This is a genomic window from Sphingosinicella sp. (assembly GCF_052388015.1).
GTDB lineage: Bacteria > Pseudomonadota > Alphaproteobacteria > Sphingomonadales > Sphingomonadaceae > Allosphingosinicella.
In genome coordinates this window covers 1-17,484 of sequence record NZ_JBQTIN010000136.1, presented here as the reverse complement: position 1 = coordinate 17,484, position 17,484 = coordinate 1, and the positions used below count along the sequence as shown (strand labels likewise).

Sequence of the window (17,484 nt, the reverse complement as noted above, 5' to 3'; positions counted from 1 at the left end):
GTTCACAAGCTCGATCAGGCGGCGCGAATCGACGTGAGTGTAGATTTGAGTGGTCGCGATGTCGGCGTGGCCGAGCAGGGTCTGGACCACGCGCAGGTCCGCGCCGCCTTCGAGCAAATGGGTGGCGAAAGCATGCCTCAGCACGTGCGGGCTGATCCGTTGCGACGGAATGCCGGCGTCGGCCGCCAGCGCGCGGACGAGCTGATAGAGGCGGACGCGGCTCAAATGCGCTTTGCCCGAGGGGAACAGCCACAGAGAGTCGCGGGGAACCTGCGCGGCCCACGTGCCGACGGCAGCGCGGGCGCGGTCGGAGATCGGCGCCAGCCGCTCGCGCCCACCCTTGCCCTTGAGGATCAAGAACGGCCGATCCGGCGCGATCGCGTGGCGCGGCAGCGACACCAGCTCCGTCGCCCGCAACCCGGAGCCGTAGAGCAGCTCGAAAAGGGCTGCGAGCCGCAGCGCGTCGGGCTTGCCGCCCGCGACGCGCCGGCCGATTTCGGCAAACAATGCGTCGATCGCCTTGTGGTCGAGGATCTTGGGCAGCGGCCGTTCGCTCCCCGGTCGCGGCAAAGCGGCGGATGGATCGTCGCTCCGCAACCCCTCGTCGGCGAGGAAGCCGTAGAATCGCCTGAGCGCCGCCGCCTTGCGCGCCACCGTTGCGCGCTTCAGCGGTCGCCATCGCTCGCCGAGCGTCTTCAACGTCTCGCCGCTCGCGCTCCCCAGAGCCGCGCCGAGCGCTTCGGATGCGCCGCGCAGATCGCGCTCATAAGCAAGCAGGGTGTTGCGCGCCGCGCCGGCCTCCGCCGCCATCATTTCCAGAAAGGCTGCGATCAGCCGGCGATCCTCGCCCGGCTCGATGCCGGTCACGTCCGTGCGATCGCCTCCGCGGCGATCATCCGCGCTTCATATTCGAGCCCGACCGCGCGCAGCGCCCGGAGCGACCGGTAGAGGTTGCGCGGCGGCACCCCGCCCCAGTGGCTGGTCTGCATGCCGACCGCGACGAGCAGCGCGACCATGCCCGGCTGACGCGCCGCCGCCGCCGCGTCGAGCGCCTGGCTCCAGGCGTCGCGCGCGGCCAGGTCGATGCCGGCGTCGCGGGCCAGACTTGTCGCATCCGCCTCGGCGATCCGCCCGAGCCCGCCGAGCGCCGCGACGAGCAGCTCGCCGCGCCGCCCGCCCTCTGTGGAAACATAGTCCTGCACCCGGTCGCTATCGATCGCCGCCGGCCGTGGCGTGCCGGCGGCGAGCATCGCCCAGGCGCGCTGGTCGCCGGCCTGCTCCACCGTATCCGCCCAGAGTGCCGCGCGCTGGTCGAGCCCCGCCGACAGCATCGACGCGATCAGATTGGGGAGCTCGGCGGTGTAATCCGGGGCCGGGTCGATCTCGGCCGCAGCGCCCGCGGTGAGCACCAGCCGGCCATAGCGGGCCGGCGCGACCGGCGTCTCCTCCCAGAGCCGCCGCATCGCCGCGACCCGGTCGCCGGGCAATTCGGCGATCCAGGCCTCGCGCAGGCGCGCCCCGACCGTGTCGCCCCGCTCCGCCACGTCGGTCCGGTCGAAGATCAGGCTGTGCAGCTCGACCAGCGCGCGGGACGAAAATACGCCGAGCGCAGCGGCCGTTTCCGCCGCATCGGCCCGGGCCTCGGGAGGCATCATCGGCGCGCGCGCGAACCAGGCGCGGATGGCCGGGCCGGCGCGGGCCATCAGCGGCGCGGGGATCTCGGTCCCGGTCGCACTGGCAAGGCCGAAGCGCCAGGCGTCGAGATTCGGCACCTGCTCCCATTCGACGGTCGTCGAGCGCCGCGTCTCGCCGCTGGCGCCGATCACCTTTTCCGCCAAAGCGAGATCGATCCCGGTCGCACCCTGGTTGCGCGCCTGGTCGATCAAGGCGCCGGCGCGCGCGGCTTCGCTCTCCAGCCCGGCGCACATCGCCTCGGCGAGCAGCCAGGATGCGTTGCCCGACCGGGCACGCGCCGGGCCGGCGACCGGGCAGAGGCCCGAGGGGTCGGCGGTGGCGAGCGCCGCCTGCGCGGCGACCTCGATCATGCGCGAGGTATATTCATCGTCGTCGACCGACTGGACGAGCATCCGCGCCGCGTCCGCCTCGCCCATGCGCAGCAGCAGGTCGGCGCGCTCGGCGACCCAGTCGACCGGATTGATGCCGGCGGGAGCGGCGAGCCGCGACATCAGGGCGCGGCGGAGCAGGATCGAGGCCCAGCGCGACGGCAAGGGCGCATCGAGCCCGCGCATCAGGCCGGCCCGGAAAGCGCCGCCGTCATTGCCGAACGCGTTCGGCGCCATGCCGAAATTGCCCGGTTCGATCAGCCCCACCATGTCGGTCGGCCGCGACGTGCCGACCGGAATCGAGAAATAATTGGTCGGCCGCGGCCCGCCGAGCGGATCGACCTCCTCCTCGGTCGGACCGGTAAGCTCGTTGACCAGCTCGTCGGCGCGCCCCGCCGGCTGCCCGGCGGCGGGCCGCTGCGCATTGCCCTGCTGCGGCGTTTGCTTCGTCTCGGGCGGCGGCAGATTGCCCGGATCGCCGAACCCTTCCGGCAGCAGAGATTCGGGCGCGTCGCGATTCTGTGCCAGCGCCGGGATCGCGGCCGCCAGCGCCGCCGCGCCGAGCAGGAGCCAGGCCCTATTTGAGGACTTCATTGGTCACGTCCTGCTCGATCCGCTGCTGCGGCACCGAGGTTTCGCGCAGGCCCATATAGATGAACAGCCCCACCAGCCCCGCGAGCACCACCAGCAAAATGATCGGCAGCGGCGAGCGGCGGCGGCGAGAGGAGCCGAAATCGTAACGAGGCGGGGCCATGGCGGTCCTTTGCCCCAGCCCGGCCCGGCCTGTATAGCCCCAAGCCGCATGGACCGCCCGGCGCCGAGACCGTCCCGACCCATCCTGCTGGTCGGCCTGCCGGGCGCGGGCAAGTCGACGATCGCGCCTTTGCTGGCGGCGCGCCTTGGCCTGGCCGCGCATGACAGTGACGCGCTGATCGAAGCCGCACTGGGTCGGAGCATCGCCGACATCTTCCGTGAGCACGGCGAGACGCGGTTTCGCGACGAGGAACGGCGCATGCTCGGCGAACTGCTGGCCGGCCCAGCGGCGGTGATCGCGGCGGGCGGCGGCGCCTGGCTCGACGCGGAAACGCGCGCGTCGGTGCTCGGGACCGCCGCGACGATCTGGCTCGATGCCGACCTCGACACATTGGCGGCACGGCTGGATGACGGCCGCGACCGGCCGCTCCTCGCCGGCGACGTCCGCGGCAGGCTCGCCGCGCTTAAGGTCGCGCGTGACCCGCTCTACGCCCTCGCCGCGATCCGCATCGATGCCGGGCAGGCCCCCGAACGCGTTGTTGCAGCCATCCTCGCCGCACTTGCCGAGCCCGTCCGATGATCCGGATCGACGCCGGCGGCTACGCAATCACCATCGGCACCGGCCTGCTCGGCCGCGCGCCCCTGCCGGGCGTACGCAAGTTCCTCGTCACCGACGCGAATGTCGCGCACGCCGGCTGGCCCGATCGGCTTGGCGAGGATTTCGCGGCCCAGCATGTCCTGACGCCGGGCGAAGGCCACAAGACGCTGGCCGAGCTCGAGCGGCTGACCGATGCCCTCCTCGATCGCCACATCGAGCGTAGCGACCTGATCGTCGCGCTGGGCGGGGGCATGGTCGGCGATGTGGCGGGCTTTGCCGCAGCGCTGATCAAGCGCGGCTGCCGGCTCGTCCAGATCCCGACCTCGCTGCTGGCAATGGCCGACTCCGCGATCGGCGGCAAGACAGGCGTCAACACGCGCCATGGCAAGAATTTGCTCGGCGCGTTCCATCCGGCCGAGGCGGTATTGATCGATCTCAAAACACTCGTCACGCTTCCCGAAGTCGAGCTGCGTGCCGGTTATGCCGAGATCGTCAAATATGGCCTGATCGGCGACGCCGCCTTCTTCGCCTGGTGCGAGGGGCATGGTCGCACATTGCTCGCCGGCGACGAAGCCGCGCGCCTGCGCGCGATCGAAACCTGCGTCCGCGCCAAGCTGTCTTATGTGACGGGCGACGAGCGCGACGCGACGGGCCGTCGCGCTTTGCTCAATTTCGGCCACAGCTTCGGCCATGCGATCGAGGCGGAGAGCGGCATGGCGCATGGCCTCGCGGTGGCGATCGGCATGGCGATGGCGCTCCGGCTTTCGCACGCGCTCGGTCTCTGCCCGGCCGAAGACGTCTCGCGAGTCGCGGCCCATTTCGCCGAAGTCGCGCTGCCGGCCCAGCCGACGGGGCTCGACCCGGAGGCGCTGCTGGCCCGGATGGCGCAAGACAAGAAGGCGACTGGCGGCCGGATCCGCCTCGTCCTCACCGGCGGCATCGGCCGAGCCTTCCTGTGCGACGACGTCGCAACAGAGAAGCTCGCCGGCTTCCTCGCGGATGAAACGGCTAGGGCTTGGCCGCCGCTTCGGTCAGCTGCTCCGGCTCGGTGATGATCGTATCGATCTGGGCGCGCAGATCGCCGGATTCGATTTGCGCCTTCAGCCGCTCGCGGTCGCGGGCGCGGTAGAGCGCCTCGGTGCGGTCGATCTCCTGCTCGTCGACGCCGGTCGCCTCCATCGCGAGCCGCGCCATCTTCACCGCCGATTCGAGCAGCTCGCGCACCGCGCCGGCGACCGGCGCGGCCTTGAGCCGCAGCAGCGCCCGGCGGTCATAGGCGCGCACGAAAATGCTCGCCTTCGGGAAGGCGGCATGGGCCGCCTCGATCAGCTCGGCTTCGATCTGGTCGCCGTCCTGGCAGAACAGGATCAGCTCCGCCTCCGCGGCGCCCGCCTGGCGCAGCAGATCGAGCCGTGTCCCGTCGCCATAATAGACCTTGGCGCCGAAGCTCCCCGCGACGTCGATCATCTCGATATCGGTGTCGACCAGGGTCACCTGAATGCCCTGGGCGAGCAGCATCTGCGCCACCGTCTGGCCGAAACGGCCATAGCCAATGATGATCGCGTTGGCGCCATCCGCCACCGGCCCGTCGCGCTCTTCGTCCTCTTCGATCGGCTCGGCGCGGAGGCCGCGGGTTGCCATCATCAGGAAGGGCGTGGTCGCCATCGACAGGGTCACCACCGCGCCGAACAGGCTGGCGGCCTCGGGGGCGATCAGGAACGCGCGCTGCGCCTGCGCGAAGAGGACGAAGCCGAACTCTCCCCCCTGGCTCAGGAGCAGGCCGAGCCCGAGCGCCGGTCGCCACGCCATGTGGAAGGCACGCGCCAGCGCCATGATGATCGCCGCCTTCACCGCGATCAGCGCCAGCGCCATGCCGACAACGAAGAACGGGCGCTGCGCGATCACCCCCAAGTCGAGCATCATCCCGACCGCGAGGAAGAACAGGCCGAGCAGGATCGACCGGAACGGCTCGACGTCGGCCTCCAGCTCGTGCCGGTAGGGCGTGTCGGCGAGCATCACGCCGGCGATGAACGCGCCCAAAGCGGTCGACAGGCCGAGCGCTTCCATCAAAGCGGCGCTGGCGATGATCGTGAACAGAGCGGCGAAGACGAACATTTCGCGCTCGCCCCAATTGCCGATCAGCCGGAACAAGGGGCGCAGAATGAACCGTCCCGCCAGCACCAGCCCGACGATCGCGCCGACCGTGTAGAGCGCGAGCAGCCAGCCCGGCGGCCGGGCCACATCGGCCGGGTTGCGGCTCATTGCCGTGATGATCGTGATCAGCGGCACGATCGACAGGTCCTGGAACAGCAGGATCGAGAAGGCCCGTTCGCCGAACGGCGTGCGCAGGCGTCCGGCGGACTGGAGGAGCGGCAGCACCTGGGCGGTCGAGGACAAAGCCAGCGGCAGGCCGAGCGCCAGCGCCGCCGCCCCGGTCGAGCCGGTCGCGAGCCAGACCATCCCCGAGACGGCCAGGCCGCAAAGCACGACCTGCGACAGGCCGAAGACGAAAATGTCGTGCCGCATCCGCCACAGCCGCGCCGGGTTGAGCTCCAGCCCGACAAGGAAGAGCAGCAGGACGATGCCGAACTCGGCGAAGCCCAGGACGCGCTCCGGATCGTCGACGAGCTGGAGCACGTGCGGCCCGACCAGCGCGCCGGCGACCAAAAAGCCCAGGGTGGCGCCGAGCCCGAGCCGGCGGAAGAGCAGCACGAAGACGAGCGCGAAGCCGAGCAGCGGCGCGGCCACCGCGAGCAGCGAACCCGCCTCGTGCGCCGCCTCGTTCATGGCGCGGCCGCCGCGAGGCTGGCCGCCTGCGCGGCAGCTTCGGCCACCGCCTCGAACGGCAGCAGGATCGCCCCGTGCCGGGCGGGATAGTTTCGCGCCACGGCCAGCGCCTCGATGCCGGGCCAGTCGCCGGGATCGTCGCTGCGGCCGGCGAGGAACGCGGCGAGCGCATCGCGCCCCGCCGCAAACTCGTCCGCGCTGCGCCCGATCGCGTGGCGGCCCATCAGCGCCGCCGACGCCTGACCCAGCGCGCAGGCCTTCACCTCCTGCCCGAGCGCCGCCGCCCGGCCCGCTTCATCCAGCGCGATCTCGACGAATACCCGGCTCCCGCAGACCGGCGCGCGCTTCTCGACGCTGGCCTGCGCGCCGTCGAGCCGCCTCAGATGCGGAATCGAAGCGGCAAGCCGGAGGATGTCGCGGGTGTAGAGAGGGGCGCTCACCAACCCCACTTAGTGCCGCTCAGGCCCGCCGCCAACTCGTGCCGGCCGGGCCGTCCTCCAGGACGATGCCTTCGGCCGCCAGGTCATCGCGGATGCGGTCGGCTTCCGTCCAGTCGCGCTGTTTCTTCGCGTCGGTTCGCCGCTCGACCAAACGGTCGATACGCCTTCTTTCCTTGACTGCGAAATTCGCCGGCCGTTCCTTGAAATTGATGCCCAAAAGCTTTGCGGAAGCAACGAAGCTCGGCCAATTCTCCACGGCCGCGAGCCGTCCCAAGGCCGACAAAGCAACGGGCGTGTTCAGATCGTCGGCCAAAGCCTCAACAACCGAGGGATGAGGTCGGGCGCTTTCTTCGGGAGCCTTTGAAACTGCCCGCCGCTCCCACTTACCTCGCCACCGGTCCACCGTTCGCTGAGACTGCGCGATGAGACTCTCGGTCCAAATCAAAGGCTGCCGGTAGTGGGCCGTCAGCAATGCATGGCGGAGATGACTTCCGCGATGCCCTTCGATGAGCAAGTCGTGAACCGTTATGACGTTGCCCAGCGATTTCGACATCTTCTCAGTGCCCATCGACAGGAAACCATTGTGAATCCAATAACGAGCAAGCGGGGCGTGGTTGGCGCATCGGCTTTGGGCAATCTCATTCTCATGGTGAGGGACAATCAGGTCCCTGCCCCCGCCGTGAATGTCGATGGTCTTGCCTAAATGGGCAGCGATCATCGCCGAGCATTCAATATGCCAACCGGGACGACCACGGCCCCACCGTGAGGGCCAGCCGATCGTGTCCGGCGCAGAAGGTTTCCAGAGCACGAAGTCCGCCGGGTCTCTCTTGTAAGAAGCAACTTCAACTCGAGCACCGGCGATCATTTCGTCACGGTTTTGACGGCCGAGACAGCCATATTTGGAGTCTGACGACACACTGAAGAGAACATGACCGTCTGCAACATATGCGTGATTGCTCGCGATAAGGGACGCAATCATCTCTTTCATTGCACGAATATTCTTTGTTGCACGGGGCGTTAGCGGAGGCTTTTCGACTCCGAGATAGGCCATGTCCTGATCATAGTAGCGCTCAAATCTCCTGGTGATGACCGAAGGAATTGTATCTTCGCGACGGGCTGCATCAATGATCTTATCGTCAACGTCGGTGACGTTACGTGCGTAGCGAAGCTCTCTCCTTGGATAGGTGTAACGTAGCAAGCGCGCGAGCACGTCGAAGACGACTGCAGGACGCGCATTCCCGATATGAGCCCGGTTGTAGACGGTCGGCCCGCACACATACATTGTTATTACGCCCGGTTCGCCAGGAACAAACGGGCGCTTCCGCCGTCTAAGCGTGTCGTACAGGCGTATTTTACTCATTGCGGGTTAGCTCGCGATCCGTTGGGCGCCGCCGCGGGCGGGCCGCGCCGCGTCTCGACTAGGCCGATGATCGTGTCGCCGCTCGACACCAGCAAAGGATAGGTCCGTGCCTCGGCGATCCATGCCGGCCGCGGCGCGGCGCGGCCCCAGATCGTGTCGTAGACCAAGGTGACGCCGAGATAGAGCAGGGTCGCGCCGATCAGTCCCTTGAGCGCGCCGAAGCCGCCGCCGAGCACCCGGTCCATCGGCCCGACGACCGAATCGCGCACCCGCCGGCCCACCCGCCGCGAGGCGATCTTGCCGGCGATGAACACGCTGCCGAAGATCAGCACGAAGGCGAGGATCGCCGCGCCGGATTCGGTGCCGACCGGCCCGACCAGCGCCCGCTGCACCGGCTCGTATAGATAGCGCAGCGCTGCGATGGCGAGAAACCAGGCGAAGAGCGACAGCACCTCGGCGACGAAGCCGCGCATCACCCCGAACGCCGCCCCGGCGATGACGAGGACGAAAACGAGGATGTCGAGCGCGGTGAAGGCCATGGGGGTGCGGTTAGAGGAGGTTTGCGGCCGGGAAAAGCCGGATCAATTCCTCCCCTGCATTTGCAGGGGAGGGGGACCATGCGAAGCATGGTGGAGGGGCGTCCTTCCCGCGAAGAGGCCCCTCCACCGCGTTTCACGCGGTCCCCCTCCCCTCGAAATCGAGGGGAGGAACTTAACGCCCCAGCAGATGGTCAACGAGTTGTCCCAGCGTGCGGAAGCCGTTGAGCTGCATCCCCGCCTTCTCGCCCGCCAACGCCGCCGGCACCAATGCCCGCTCGAAGCCGAGCTTGGCCGCTTCCTTGAGCCTGAGTCCGCCATGCGCCACCGGCCGCAACTCGCCCGACAGAGCGACCTCGCCGAACGCCACCGCCTCCGCCGGCACCGGCCGCTCGGACAGCGCCGAGACCAAAGCCGCCGCCACCGCCAGATCGGCGGCCGGATCGGTCACCCGATAGCCGCCGGCGACGTTCAGATAGACCTCGGCGCTGGAGAAATTGAGCCCGCAGCGCGCCTCCAGCACCGCCAGCAGCATCGCCAGCCGCCCCGAATCCCAGCCCACCGCCGCCCGCCGCGGCGTCGCCCCGCTGGCCAGTCGCACCGTCAGCGCCTGAATCTCGACCAGCACCGGCCGCGTCCCCTCCAGCGCCGGGAACACCACGGCGCCGGGCACCGCTTCGCCGCGATCAGTGAGGAAAAGCGCCGACGGATTGGCGACTTCCGCCAGCCCCTCCTCGCCCATCGCGAACACGCCGATCTCGTCGGTGCCGCCGTAGCGGTTCTTGGTCGCGCGCAGAATGCGATATTGGTGGCTGCGCTCACCCTCGAAGCTCAGCACCGTATCGACCATATGTTCGAGCACCCTGGGGCCCGCGATCGCGCCGTCCTTGGTGACATGGCCGACGAGCACGATCGCCGCGCCGCTCTCCTTGGCGAAGCGGATCAATTCGTGCGCGGCGGCGCGGACCTGGCTCACCGTCCCCGGCGCGCCCTCGATCAGGTCCGAATACATGGTCTGGATCGAATCGATCACCACCAAAGCCGGCGGCGCGCTTTCACCCAGCGTTGTCAGGATATCCCGCACCGAGGTCGCCGCCGCGAGCCTGAGCGGCGCGGCGCCCAGGCCCAGCCGGCGCGCGCGCAACCGCACCTGATCCGCCGCCTCTTCGCCGGAAATATAAGCGACCGGAGCACCTTGCGCCGCGACCTTCGCGGCCGCCTGCAACAGCAAGGTCGACTTGCCGATCCCCGGATCGCCGCCGATCAGCGTCGCGGACCCGGCGACGAGCCCGCCGCCGATCGCCCGGTCGAACTCCGCGATCCCGGTCGCCAGTCGCCGCGGCAGCACCGCCTCGGCATCCAGCCCGACCAGCTCGACCCGCCGCCCGCCACTGCGCAAGTCATGCCTGGCCGAGAAAGGCGTCACCACCCCGGCCGCGTCCTCGACCATGGAGTTCCATTCGCCGCATTCCGCGCACTGCCCCGCCCAGCGCGGGCTGACCGAGCCGCAGAGTTGGCAGACATAGCGGGTCTTGGGCTTGGCCATCGCGCACCAGCATAGCGAAACAGAAAGGGAACATCCAGCCGAAATCGATCAAATGGAACGTGCGTCGCCCAGCGGCATTATGGAGGTTGAACAGAAGCGGAGGGATCATGTTCGTCCGGGTCAGCACCGACAACCAGATCGTCACCGATGCGGGCGCCAATGCCCGGTTGGAGGCGCGCGTCCGCGACAAGCTGAAGCGCTTCGAGAAGCGCCTCACCCATGTCGAGGTTCATGTCGCCGACGCGAACGGGTCCAAGGGCGGCAATGGCGACAAGAAGGTGAGCCTGGAGCTGCGCGCCAACGGCCACGCCCCGGTCGCGGTCCATGCCGAGGCGACGCGGATCGACACGGCAGTGACCGCCGCCGCCGACAAGGCGCTCCGCGCCCTCGACCACGCACTCGGCAAGCTGCAGAATCACTGAGTGCAATCGGAGTCATTCCGGCGAAAGCCGGAACCTATGAACATCGAAGCTGGAAATTTACCGAAACGTCTGAGTTCATGGATCACGGCTTTCGCCGGGATGACTCTGTGTTAGGGCCCCGGACGTGATCCGCGTCGCCTCCTACAACATGCGCAAGGCGATCGGCGCCGACCGCCGCCGCCGGCCCGAGCGCACGCTGGAGGTGCTGAACGAGCTCGACGCCGACGTGATCGCGCTCCAGGAGGCGGACCGGCGCTTCGGCAGCCGGGCGAGCGCCCTGCCCTTGCGCCTGATCGCCGAGCATAGCGACTACAAGCCGGTCGCGCTCGACGCCCGCGCCGGCAGCCTCGGCTGGCACGGCAACGCAATGCTGGTCCGCAAGCATGTCGAGGTGCTGGAGCATCATCTCTTCCACCTCCCCTCGCTGGAGCCGCGCGGCGCGGTGCTCGCCGATGTGGCGCTGGGCGGCGCGCGGCTGCGCATCGTCGGCATGCATCTCGATCTCTCCGGCCTGTGGCGGCGGCGGCAGGCGCAGGCGATCCTCGCCCATCTCGCCGAGCGCGACGGCGATTGGCCGGCGGTGCTGATGGGCGACCTCAACGAGTGGAGCTCGCGCGGCGGCTGCCTGCGCGATTTCGCCGCCCATCACCTGTTCGCGCCCTGCGGCCGGAGCTTCCACGCCCGCCGCCCGATCGCCCAGCTCGACCAGATCATGGTCAGCCCGGATCTCGAAATCCTGGCGAGCGGCGCCCATGACAGCCCGACCGCGCGCCGTGCCTCGGATCACCTCCCGGTCTGGGCCGACCTCAAGATCGGCGAGGGCCGCACCGAGCTGCCGCCGCCCCATCCCCGCCTGCGCCACCGCATCCGCGCTTCGATCGAACGCGGCGCGCGCCGCGCCCTCGGACGCTAGAGCTTTATTCGCAACCCGGCGCCTGGTCGGTCGGGTAACGCTCGTCCCACCACGTCCGCCAGCGTCTCTCCAGCGCAGCGAACTCCTCATCCGAAAAGCCGTAGACGGTCAGGACCGCCATGCCCCGGCCGTCCGGCGCCTTGTCGGTCACCGACTTGTCGGTGACGATCAGCAAGCCGTCGCCCCATTGCGGCATGGTCAAGCCAACCTGCCAGCTGGTGCGGTGCCAGACCTGGCCGTCGACATGCTCGCCGGTCGGAAGATCGACGCTGACCGCCTCGCCATCCGCCAGGTCGCGCAGCCCGGTCAGGCCGAGCGCCGCGATCGGCGCGCTCCCGTCCGGCTTCGCGCTGCCGCCGAGATAGAGGGCCCGCCGTGGGCCGAGATCATGGCGCTCGATCCCGAAGCGCAGCTGCTGGACGAAGCTGATCCAGCCCTCGGTCATGTCCTCATAGACATCGCTCCATTCCGCATCCGCCGGCATCGCCCGCACGACCCGCAGCACGCTCCCCTCACCTCTGGCCTCGACCTCGAAGCGGTCCCCGAACCCCTCGAAGCCCATCACCATCGCCGCTTCGTCGCGGATCGCATCGACGTAGATATAGTCGATCTCCTCCTTGAGGCTCGGATCGTCCCAGCCATGCCAGTTGTAGATTTTGGCGGGATCCTTAAGCGCATCCCACACCGCCCCGGCCGACGCGGCGATGGTCATCTCCACGAGCACGCGATCGACGGTCGGCTTGGCTTCGCTGTCGGTCATCTCGTCTCTCCCTCATCAATTCATGGCTGGAAGGCTGTTCTTTCCGATTTTCGTGTCCGTCGCCGGGTGCCCGCCGACCGTGACGCGATAGGTCCGCCCCTTGCCCCGTTTCGGCGCGAACTCGGCCGCGAGACCGGCCAGTGCATCGGCGAGCCGGGCGGTGAACCGCTCGATGTCTCGGGGCGCCGCGAGGGCGATGTCCGCCTCGACGGTGAAGGTCAGCAGCCTGCTCCCCTCCGCCCGCGCCGCCTCGCGCATCCGCGACACGTCGCGAACGATCCGCGCCGCGGTCCCGACCAGATGCTCTGCGGCGAAGGCATCTTGCTTCTCCACGCCCTCTGGATCGACCGCGCCGAGGATCAAAGGATCGACGATCAGCGCGTCGCTCCGCGCCTCGAACAGATGCTCGACAAAGCCACGCCGCTGCCGCTCGCCAGCCGGGACGATCAGCCCCGCTTGCTCCAGCACCTTGAGATGATAACCAATCCGCTGCCGCGGCAATTTGAGAGCCTCGCTCAGGCTCGCCGCCGACCCGGGCTCGCGCAGCCGTCCCAGCAGCTCCCGCCGTAAGGGCGACAGGGCCGCCCGCGCCGCCGTCGCGTCGCCCACCATCGCCAGTGGTTCGGCGGCCGCTGTCCGACCACCATCCTCGCCCAACTCCGTCGCGTTTCGCTTCGCCATGGCGGCATTATTCAATTGACAGATTATTTTGTCAATTAAGAAAACATGACGAAGGTCGAGGCGCAACGGCGCTCTGTCGTTCCCTTGCGCTCAATTGCCTTCCGCGACCTCGTTGCCGTTACCCTCTTCACCGACCGGCGCCTCGCCTTCCGGCGCGTCGAGCCGCAGCCAGTCGCGGAACGGCAGGCCGTAGATCATGTCCATCACTTCATATTCGATCCCGTTGGGGATCCCGACGGAGGCGTTCCACAAAGCGACCACGCCGCTGCGCCGCTCGGGATCGAACAGGATCAGCGAGCGGTAGCCGCGCACCCCGCCATGATGGCCGATCACGCGATGGCCGGCATAGGTGAAGACGCGCCAGCCCAGGCCATAAGCCGTCACCGACGTGCGTTCGGCATAAACGCGGCGGCGGCGCGTCTCGCCCGGTGTCAGCACCAGCGGCCTCTGCACCGCCTGCAGCACGTCCGCCGGCAACACGTCCGGCGCCGCGCCCATCTGCGCGATCATCCAGGTCGCGAGGTCCTCGATCGTGCCGTTGACCCCGCCCGCCGCGGGCACCCGATAATAAGGCTCGGTGGTCTCGAACGGGCGCGGCGTGTCGCCGCCGACATGGGCCCGCGCCCAGCTTGGGCTTGCCATCAAAGCGACGCGGCCGAAGGTCGCGGTTCGCATCCCGAGCGGACGGAACAACCGCTCCACCACCTCGTCGCCATAAGGCCGGCCGGTCACCCGTTCGACCATCTCGCTCGCCGCGTCATAAGCGACGTTCTGGTAGGCATGACAGGTCCCCGGCGCGCAGATATTGTGCAGCGTGGCCAGCCCCATGCGCAGCCAGCGCGGGTCCTGCCCGTCCTCCAGCCGCGCGTCCTGCGCATGGCCGAACAGGCCGGTCCGGTGCGACAGGATGTCGGTCACCGTCGCCCGATATTCGTTGCCGTTCGGCAGCCGCAGCGACGGCGCGTAACGGGACACCGGCGCACCCAGATCGATCTGCCCCTCGTGCGCGAGCAGGGCCACCATGTCGGCGGCGACGCCCTTGGAGAGCGAAGCCCAGCGGAACACGGTCCGCGTCGTTACCGCCTCCTCGCCGCCGGCCACGGTGCGGCCATAGCCCTTGATGAAGCTGACCCGCCCATCCTCGACCACGGCGACGGCGAGCCCGACCATCGCCGGATCGGCCATCAGCCGGGTCAGCCGTTCGTCGAGCCGGCGATAGTCGACCGCCGAGGCCCGTCCCGCCGCGCGCTCGCCGACGCGCAGCTCGACGCCCGAACCGGTGAGGAGATTGTTGGTCGGCACCGGCTCGCTCACCCACAGCAAGCCGGCCCAGACCAGCCCGACGCCGGCCAGCGCGATCAGCAGGACAAGGAGAAGACGGCGCAGCACGAAGGAGACAGAGCAGGTTCCCGGCGCCGGAAGCTCCCGGCGCCCAGCGCCTTATCGGCGAGTGACCATGAAGGGAAGCGCGCCAAAAGCTGCAAAGCGGGGACATGCTATTGCGTGTCCCAGCGTCAGGCGCGGTCCCCGGGAGGGGACACGCAGATAGCATGCCCCCCTCCTCGACAGCGCTCTGCCCCTATGCCACGCTCCACCCCATGCGGGAGAAGGAGCTCCGGATCGCGCTGGTCTGCTATGGCGGGATCAGCCTCGCGGTCTACATGCACGGCGTCACCAAGGAGGTCTGGCGGCTCGCCCGCGCCAGCCGCGCCTACCATTCGCAGCGGCCCGATCCGGCGATGGTCGGCGGCGCCTATTACCGGCTGCTCGAGAAGATCGCCGGCGAGTCTCAGGTTCACCTCCGCGTGCTGGTCGACATCCTCGCCGGAGCGAGCGCCGGCGGGATCAACGCGGTGTTCCTCAGCCACGCGATCGTCACCGGCCAGCCGCTCGATCCGCTGACCGACCTGTGGCTCGAATCGGCCGATGTCGACGAACTGCTCGATTCCGAATCCGGTTTGGTGTCGCGCCTCGCCAAGTCGGCCGCGGTGCCCTTCGCCTGGATGCTCTCGAAGCGCTCCGGCGCGGTCGAGAATACGGTGGACGAGGAGCAGCGCGACGAGATCCGCGCCAAGCTCGCCAATTTGGTCCGCGCCCGCTGGATGTCGCCGCCCTTCGGCGGGCCGCGCTTCACCAACCTCTTGCTCGACGCGTTCGAGACGATGGCGAAAGCGCCGCCGGGCGTGCCCTTGCTCCCGGTCTATCAGCCGCTCGACCTGTTCGTGACCGTCACAGATTTCCGCGGCCATCCGCAGCGGCTCCAGCTCAATTCGCCGCCGGAGATCAGCGAGCGCGAGCATCGCGTCACTTTGTCCTTCCAGGACAAGGGCGATGACGACCTGCCCTTCGCCGACCCGATCGAATTGGTCTTCGCGGCGCGCGCGACGGCGAGCTTTCCCGGCGCCTTCCCGCCCTTCACCGTCGGCGAGCTCGATAAGGTGCTCGCCGATCGCGGCCAGAAATGGCCGGGCCGCGACGCCTTCCTCGCCCGCGCTTTGTCCGGCCGCGCCGCCGTGGGCGATTATGAGGACGCGGTGCTGATCGACGGCTCGGTGCTCGCCAACGCGCCCTTCCGCCCCTGCATCCAGGCGCTCGCCCGGCGCCCGGCGCGACGGCAGGTCGACCGGCGCTTCGTCTATATCGACCCCAAGCCCGGCCGGCGCAGCGTCAATCTTGGCGGCGGCGCTACGAATGAGCCGCCGGGGTTCGTCGCCACCGTCATCGGCGCCCTTTCCGATATCCCGCGCGAGCAGCCGATCCGCGACAATCTGGAGACGATCGATCATCTCTCCAGCCGCATCCGCCGCCAGCGCCGGATCATCCGGGCAATGCGGGCGGAGGTCGAGGGGGCGGTCGAGGATGCGCTCGGCGCCGCCTTCTTCTTCCTCGGCCCGACGCCGAAGCGGCTCGGCGCCTGGCGCTCCAAGGCGAACGATCTCGCCGCCCGCGCCGCCGGCTATGCCTATGCCGCTTATGCGCACCTGAAGCTCGCCAATGTCGCCGAGGAAGCGGCGGCGATGATCTTCCGCCTCTCCGGCGGCGGCGAAAGAACGCGCAGGGACCGGGTGCGCCGCGCGGTCTGGCGCGCCGTGACCGAGGCCGGCCTGAACGCGCCCGAAGCGGTCCGGTCCGACGGACTCGCCGAAGAGACGATCGCCTTCCTGCGCGATTTCGACATGGGCTTTCGGACCCGGCGGCTGCGCTTCGTCGTCCGCCGCCTGACCCGGATGTCCGAGACGATGGAGGGATCGGACGAGGAGCGCGACCGGGTCCGCGCTTTGCTCAACGAGATGCTGGTGCGTTATCATATGCGCGAGCCGCGCGCCGTCGACGCCAACACCCGCCGCGCCTTCGAGAGCGTCGAGGAATATCCGCAGCCGGCCCTGGACGCGCTCGCCAAATTGCTCGACCTGCGCCCGCTCGACCATGAGACGGACGAGCACCTCTCCGCGGCTTTGGGCGTGCTCGACAAAACGGATCGGCGCGCCTTGCTGCTCTCCTATCTCGGCTATCCCTTCTACGACGTCGCCACTTTGCCGCTGCTGCAGGGCGAGGGGATCGACGAGTTCGACCCGATCAAGGTCGACCGCATCTCGCCCGACGACGCGGTCGCGATCCGCAAGGGCGGCACCGCCGCGACGCTGAAGGGCATCCAGTTCAACAGCTTCGGTGCCTTCTTCAGCCGCGCCTATCGCGAGAACGACTATCTCTGGGGCCGCCTGCACGGTGCCGACCGGCTGATCGACATCACCGTCTCGGCCTTGCCCGACGGCGTGACCCTCGACGCGGACTGGATCCGGGACCTGAAGCGCGACGCCTTCCGCGCGATCCTCGCCGAGGAGCGCGACCGGCTGAAGGCGGTGCCCGAGCTGTTCGAGCAGCTGATGCACGAGATCGGCTGACCCGGCTGGACCTTGCTGGCGTTTTCGGGAAAGAGGGCGCGATGCAGTTCCTGAAAACCCTGTTCTGGGTGCTTCTGGCGGTCTTGCTGGTCCTGTTCGCGGTGACCAACTGGACGGTCGTCACGCTGAACCTGTGGGGCGGGTTGCAGGCGGACGTGAAATTGCCGGTGCTGGTGATCGGCGCCTTCCTGATCGGCTTCCTGCCGACGCTGGCGATCTATGGCGCGCGCATCTGGGCGCTGCGCCGCCGGCTGGAGACGCAAAGCGGGCCGGTCGCCAACACCCCGCCGCCGATCCGCAACGCGCCAGCCCCGCCGGAGACGACGCCCCGGTCGAACATATGACCAGCCCGATTTACGTCGCGCTCGACACGCCCGACCTCGCCCGCGCCGATGCCCTCGCGAAAAAGGTGCGGCGCCATGTCGGCGGGCTCAAGCTCGGCCTTGAGTTCTTCAGCGCCAACGGCCCCGCCGGCGTGCGCGAGATGGCCCATCACGGCCTTCCCATCTTCCTCGATCTCAAGCTGCACGACATCCCGAACACGGTCGGCAAGGCGGTTCAGGCGCTGCACCCGCTGGAGCCGGCGATCCTCACCGTTCATGCGGGCGGCGGCCGGGCGATGCTCGAGGACGCCAAGGCCGCCGCGCCCAAGGGCACGAAGGTGGTCGCGGTGACGATGCTGACCAGCCTCGACGAGGCCGACCTCGCGGCGACCGGCATCAA

At 68.9% G+C, this 17,484-nt stretch carries 18 protein-coding genes; 7 read left to right on the top strand and 11 right to left on the bottom strand.

Annotated features, from left to right (window positions below; translation table 11 throughout):
- The 3 genes from ACT4N3_RS11615 to ACT4N3_RS11605 all read right to left on the bottom strand — a co-directional run.
- Window positions 1-867 (bottom strand): tyrosine-type recombinase/integrase (locus ACT4N3_RS11615; RefSeq protein ID WP_444855386.1); only part of this gene is annotated, 867 nt, incomplete at its 3' end.
- Window positions 864-2,657 carry a hypothetical protein gene (locus tag ACT4N3_RS11610; protein WP_444855385.1) on the bottom strand — a complete coding sequence of 598 codons (1,794 nt, stop codon included), beginning with the start codon at window positions 2,655-2,657 and terminating at the stop codon, window positions 864-866. The genes ACT4N3_RS11615 and ACT4N3_RS11610, both read right to left, overlap by 4 nt.
- Window positions 2,641-2,817 carry a hypothetical protein gene (locus tag ACT4N3_RS11605; RefSeq protein WP_444855384.1) on the bottom strand — a complete coding sequence of 59 codons (177 nt, stop codon included), beginning with the start codon at window positions 2,815-2,817 and terminating at the stop codon, window positions 2,641-2,643. The genes ACT4N3_RS11610 and ACT4N3_RS11605 overlap by 17 nt, the downstream gene beginning before the upstream one ends.
- Before the next feature lie 48 nt (window positions 2,818-2,865).
- Here ACT4N3_RS11605 and ACT4N3_RS11600 point away from each other — a divergent pair, with 48 nt between their 5' ends.
- Together ACT4N3_RS11600 and aroB are read left to right on the top strand one after the other, a co-directional pair.
- Window positions 2,866-3,396, top strand: coding sequence for a shikimate kinase (locus ACT4N3_RS11600; RefSeq protein WP_444855383.1), 531 nt, complete (start codon window positions 2,866-2,868; stop codon window positions 3,394-3,396).
- The gene (aroB, locus tag ACT4N3_RS11595; RefSeq protein ID WP_444855382.1) at window positions 3,393-4,466 is read left to right on the top strand and encodes a 3-dehydroquinate synthase; all 1,074 of its coding nucleotides are present in this window, start codon (window positions 3,393-3,395) and stop codon (window positions 4,464-4,466) included. Before ACT4N3_RS11600 ends, aroB begins: the two co-directional genes overlap by 4 nt.
- Here aroB and ACT4N3_RS11590 read toward each other — a convergent pair.
- The 5 genes from ACT4N3_RS11590 to radA all read right to left on the bottom strand — a co-directional run bounded on the left by ACT4N3_RS11590 (window position 4,423) and on the right by radA (window position 10,083).
- Entirely contained in the window at window positions 4,423-6,201 is a 1,779-nt protein-coding gene (locus tag ACT4N3_RS11590) for a cation:proton antiporter domain-containing protein (RefSeq protein WP_444855381.1), read from the bottom strand. The genes aroB and ACT4N3_RS11590 overlap by 44 nt on opposite strands.
- Window positions 6,198-6,641 (bottom strand): iron-sulfur cluster assembly scaffold protein, encoded by a 444-nt coding sequence (locus ACT4N3_RS11585; protein WP_444855380.1) that lies wholly within the window; start codon window positions 6,639-6,641, stop codon window positions 6,198-6,200. The genes ACT4N3_RS11590 and ACT4N3_RS11585 overlap by 4 nt, the downstream gene beginning before the upstream one ends.
- Before the next feature lie 19 nt (window positions 6,642-6,660).
- Complete coding sequence (gene cysS / locus ACT4N3_RS11580; RefSeq protein ID WP_444855379.1) at window positions 6,661-8,001, bottom strand: cysteine--tRNA ligase; 1,341 nt, start codon at window positions 7,999-8,001, stop codon at window positions 6,661-6,663.
- Window positions 7,998-8,540 (bottom strand): CvpA family protein, encoded by a 543-nt coding sequence (locus ACT4N3_RS11575; protein WP_444855378.1) that lies wholly within the window; start codon window positions 8,538-8,540, stop codon window positions 7,998-8,000. Before ACT4N3_RS11575 ends, cysS begins: the two co-directional genes overlap by 4 nt.
- A 172-nt stretch (window positions 8,541-8,712) precedes the next feature.
- Complete coding sequence (radA, locus tag ACT4N3_RS11570) at window positions 8,713-10,083, bottom strand: DNA repair protein RadA (RefSeq protein WP_444855377.1); 1,371 nt, start codon at window positions 10,081-10,083, stop codon at window positions 8,713-8,715.
- Between the two features lie 107 nt (window positions 10,084-10,190).
- Between radA and ACT4N3_RS11565 the strand changes: the two genes are divergently transcribed.
- On the top strand, window positions 10,191-10,505 hold the full coding sequence (locus ACT4N3_RS11565; protein WP_444855376.1) for an HPF/RaiA family ribosome-associated protein: 315 nt from the start codon (window positions 10,191-10,193) through the stop codon (window positions 10,503-10,505).
- 124 nt (window positions 10,506-10,629) lie between these two features.
- Complete coding sequence (locus ACT4N3_RS11560; RefSeq protein ID WP_444855375.1) at window positions 10,630-11,418, top strand: endonuclease/exonuclease/phosphatase family protein; 789 nt, start codon at window positions 10,630-10,632, stop codon at window positions 11,416-11,418.
- Between the two features lie 4 nt (window positions 11,419-11,422).
- Here the strand turns inward: ACT4N3_RS11560 and ACT4N3_RS11555 are convergent, their stop codons facing one another.
- From ACT4N3_RS11555 to ACT4N3_RS11545, 3 genes are all read right to left on the bottom strand, one after another.
- Entirely contained in the window at window positions 11,423-12,178 is a 756-nt protein-coding gene (locus tag ACT4N3_RS11555; protein WP_444855374.1) for an SRPBCC family protein, read from the bottom strand.
- A 15-nt stretch (window positions 12,179-12,193) separates the two neighbouring features.
- Entirely contained in the window at window positions 12,194-12,859 is a 666-nt protein-coding gene (locus ACT4N3_RS11550; protein ID WP_444855373.1) for a helix-turn-helix domain-containing protein, read from the bottom strand.
- 90 nt (window positions 12,860-12,949) lie between these two features.
- Complete coding sequence (locus tag ACT4N3_RS11545; protein ID WP_444855372.1) at window positions 12,950-14,248, bottom strand: serine hydrolase domain-containing protein; 1,299 nt, start codon at window positions 14,246-14,248, stop codon at window positions 12,950-12,952.
- A gap of 209 nt (window positions 14,249-14,457) precedes the next feature.
- On the opposite strand from ACT4N3_RS11545, the gene ACT4N3_RS11540 reads away from it, so the two are divergent.
- The 3 genes from ACT4N3_RS11540 to ACT4N3_RS11530 all read left to right on the top strand — a co-directional run.
- Complete coding sequence (locus ACT4N3_RS11540) at window positions 14,458-16,761, top strand: patatin-like protein (protein ID WP_444855371.1); 2,304 nt, start codon at window positions 14,458-14,460, stop codon at window positions 16,759-16,761.
- 41 nt (window positions 16,762-16,802) lie between these two features.
- Complete coding sequence (locus tag ACT4N3_RS11535; RefSeq protein ID WP_444855370.1) at window positions 16,803-17,105, top strand: LapA family protein; 303 nt, start codon at window positions 16,803-16,805, stop codon at window positions 17,103-17,105.
- Window positions 17,102-17,484: orotidine 5'-phosphate decarboxylase / HUMPS family protein (locus tag ACT4N3_RS11530; RefSeq protein ID WP_444855369.1), on the top strand; the 383-nt coding region annotated here is incomplete at its 3' end. The genes ACT4N3_RS11535 and ACT4N3_RS11530, both read left to right, overlap by 4 nt.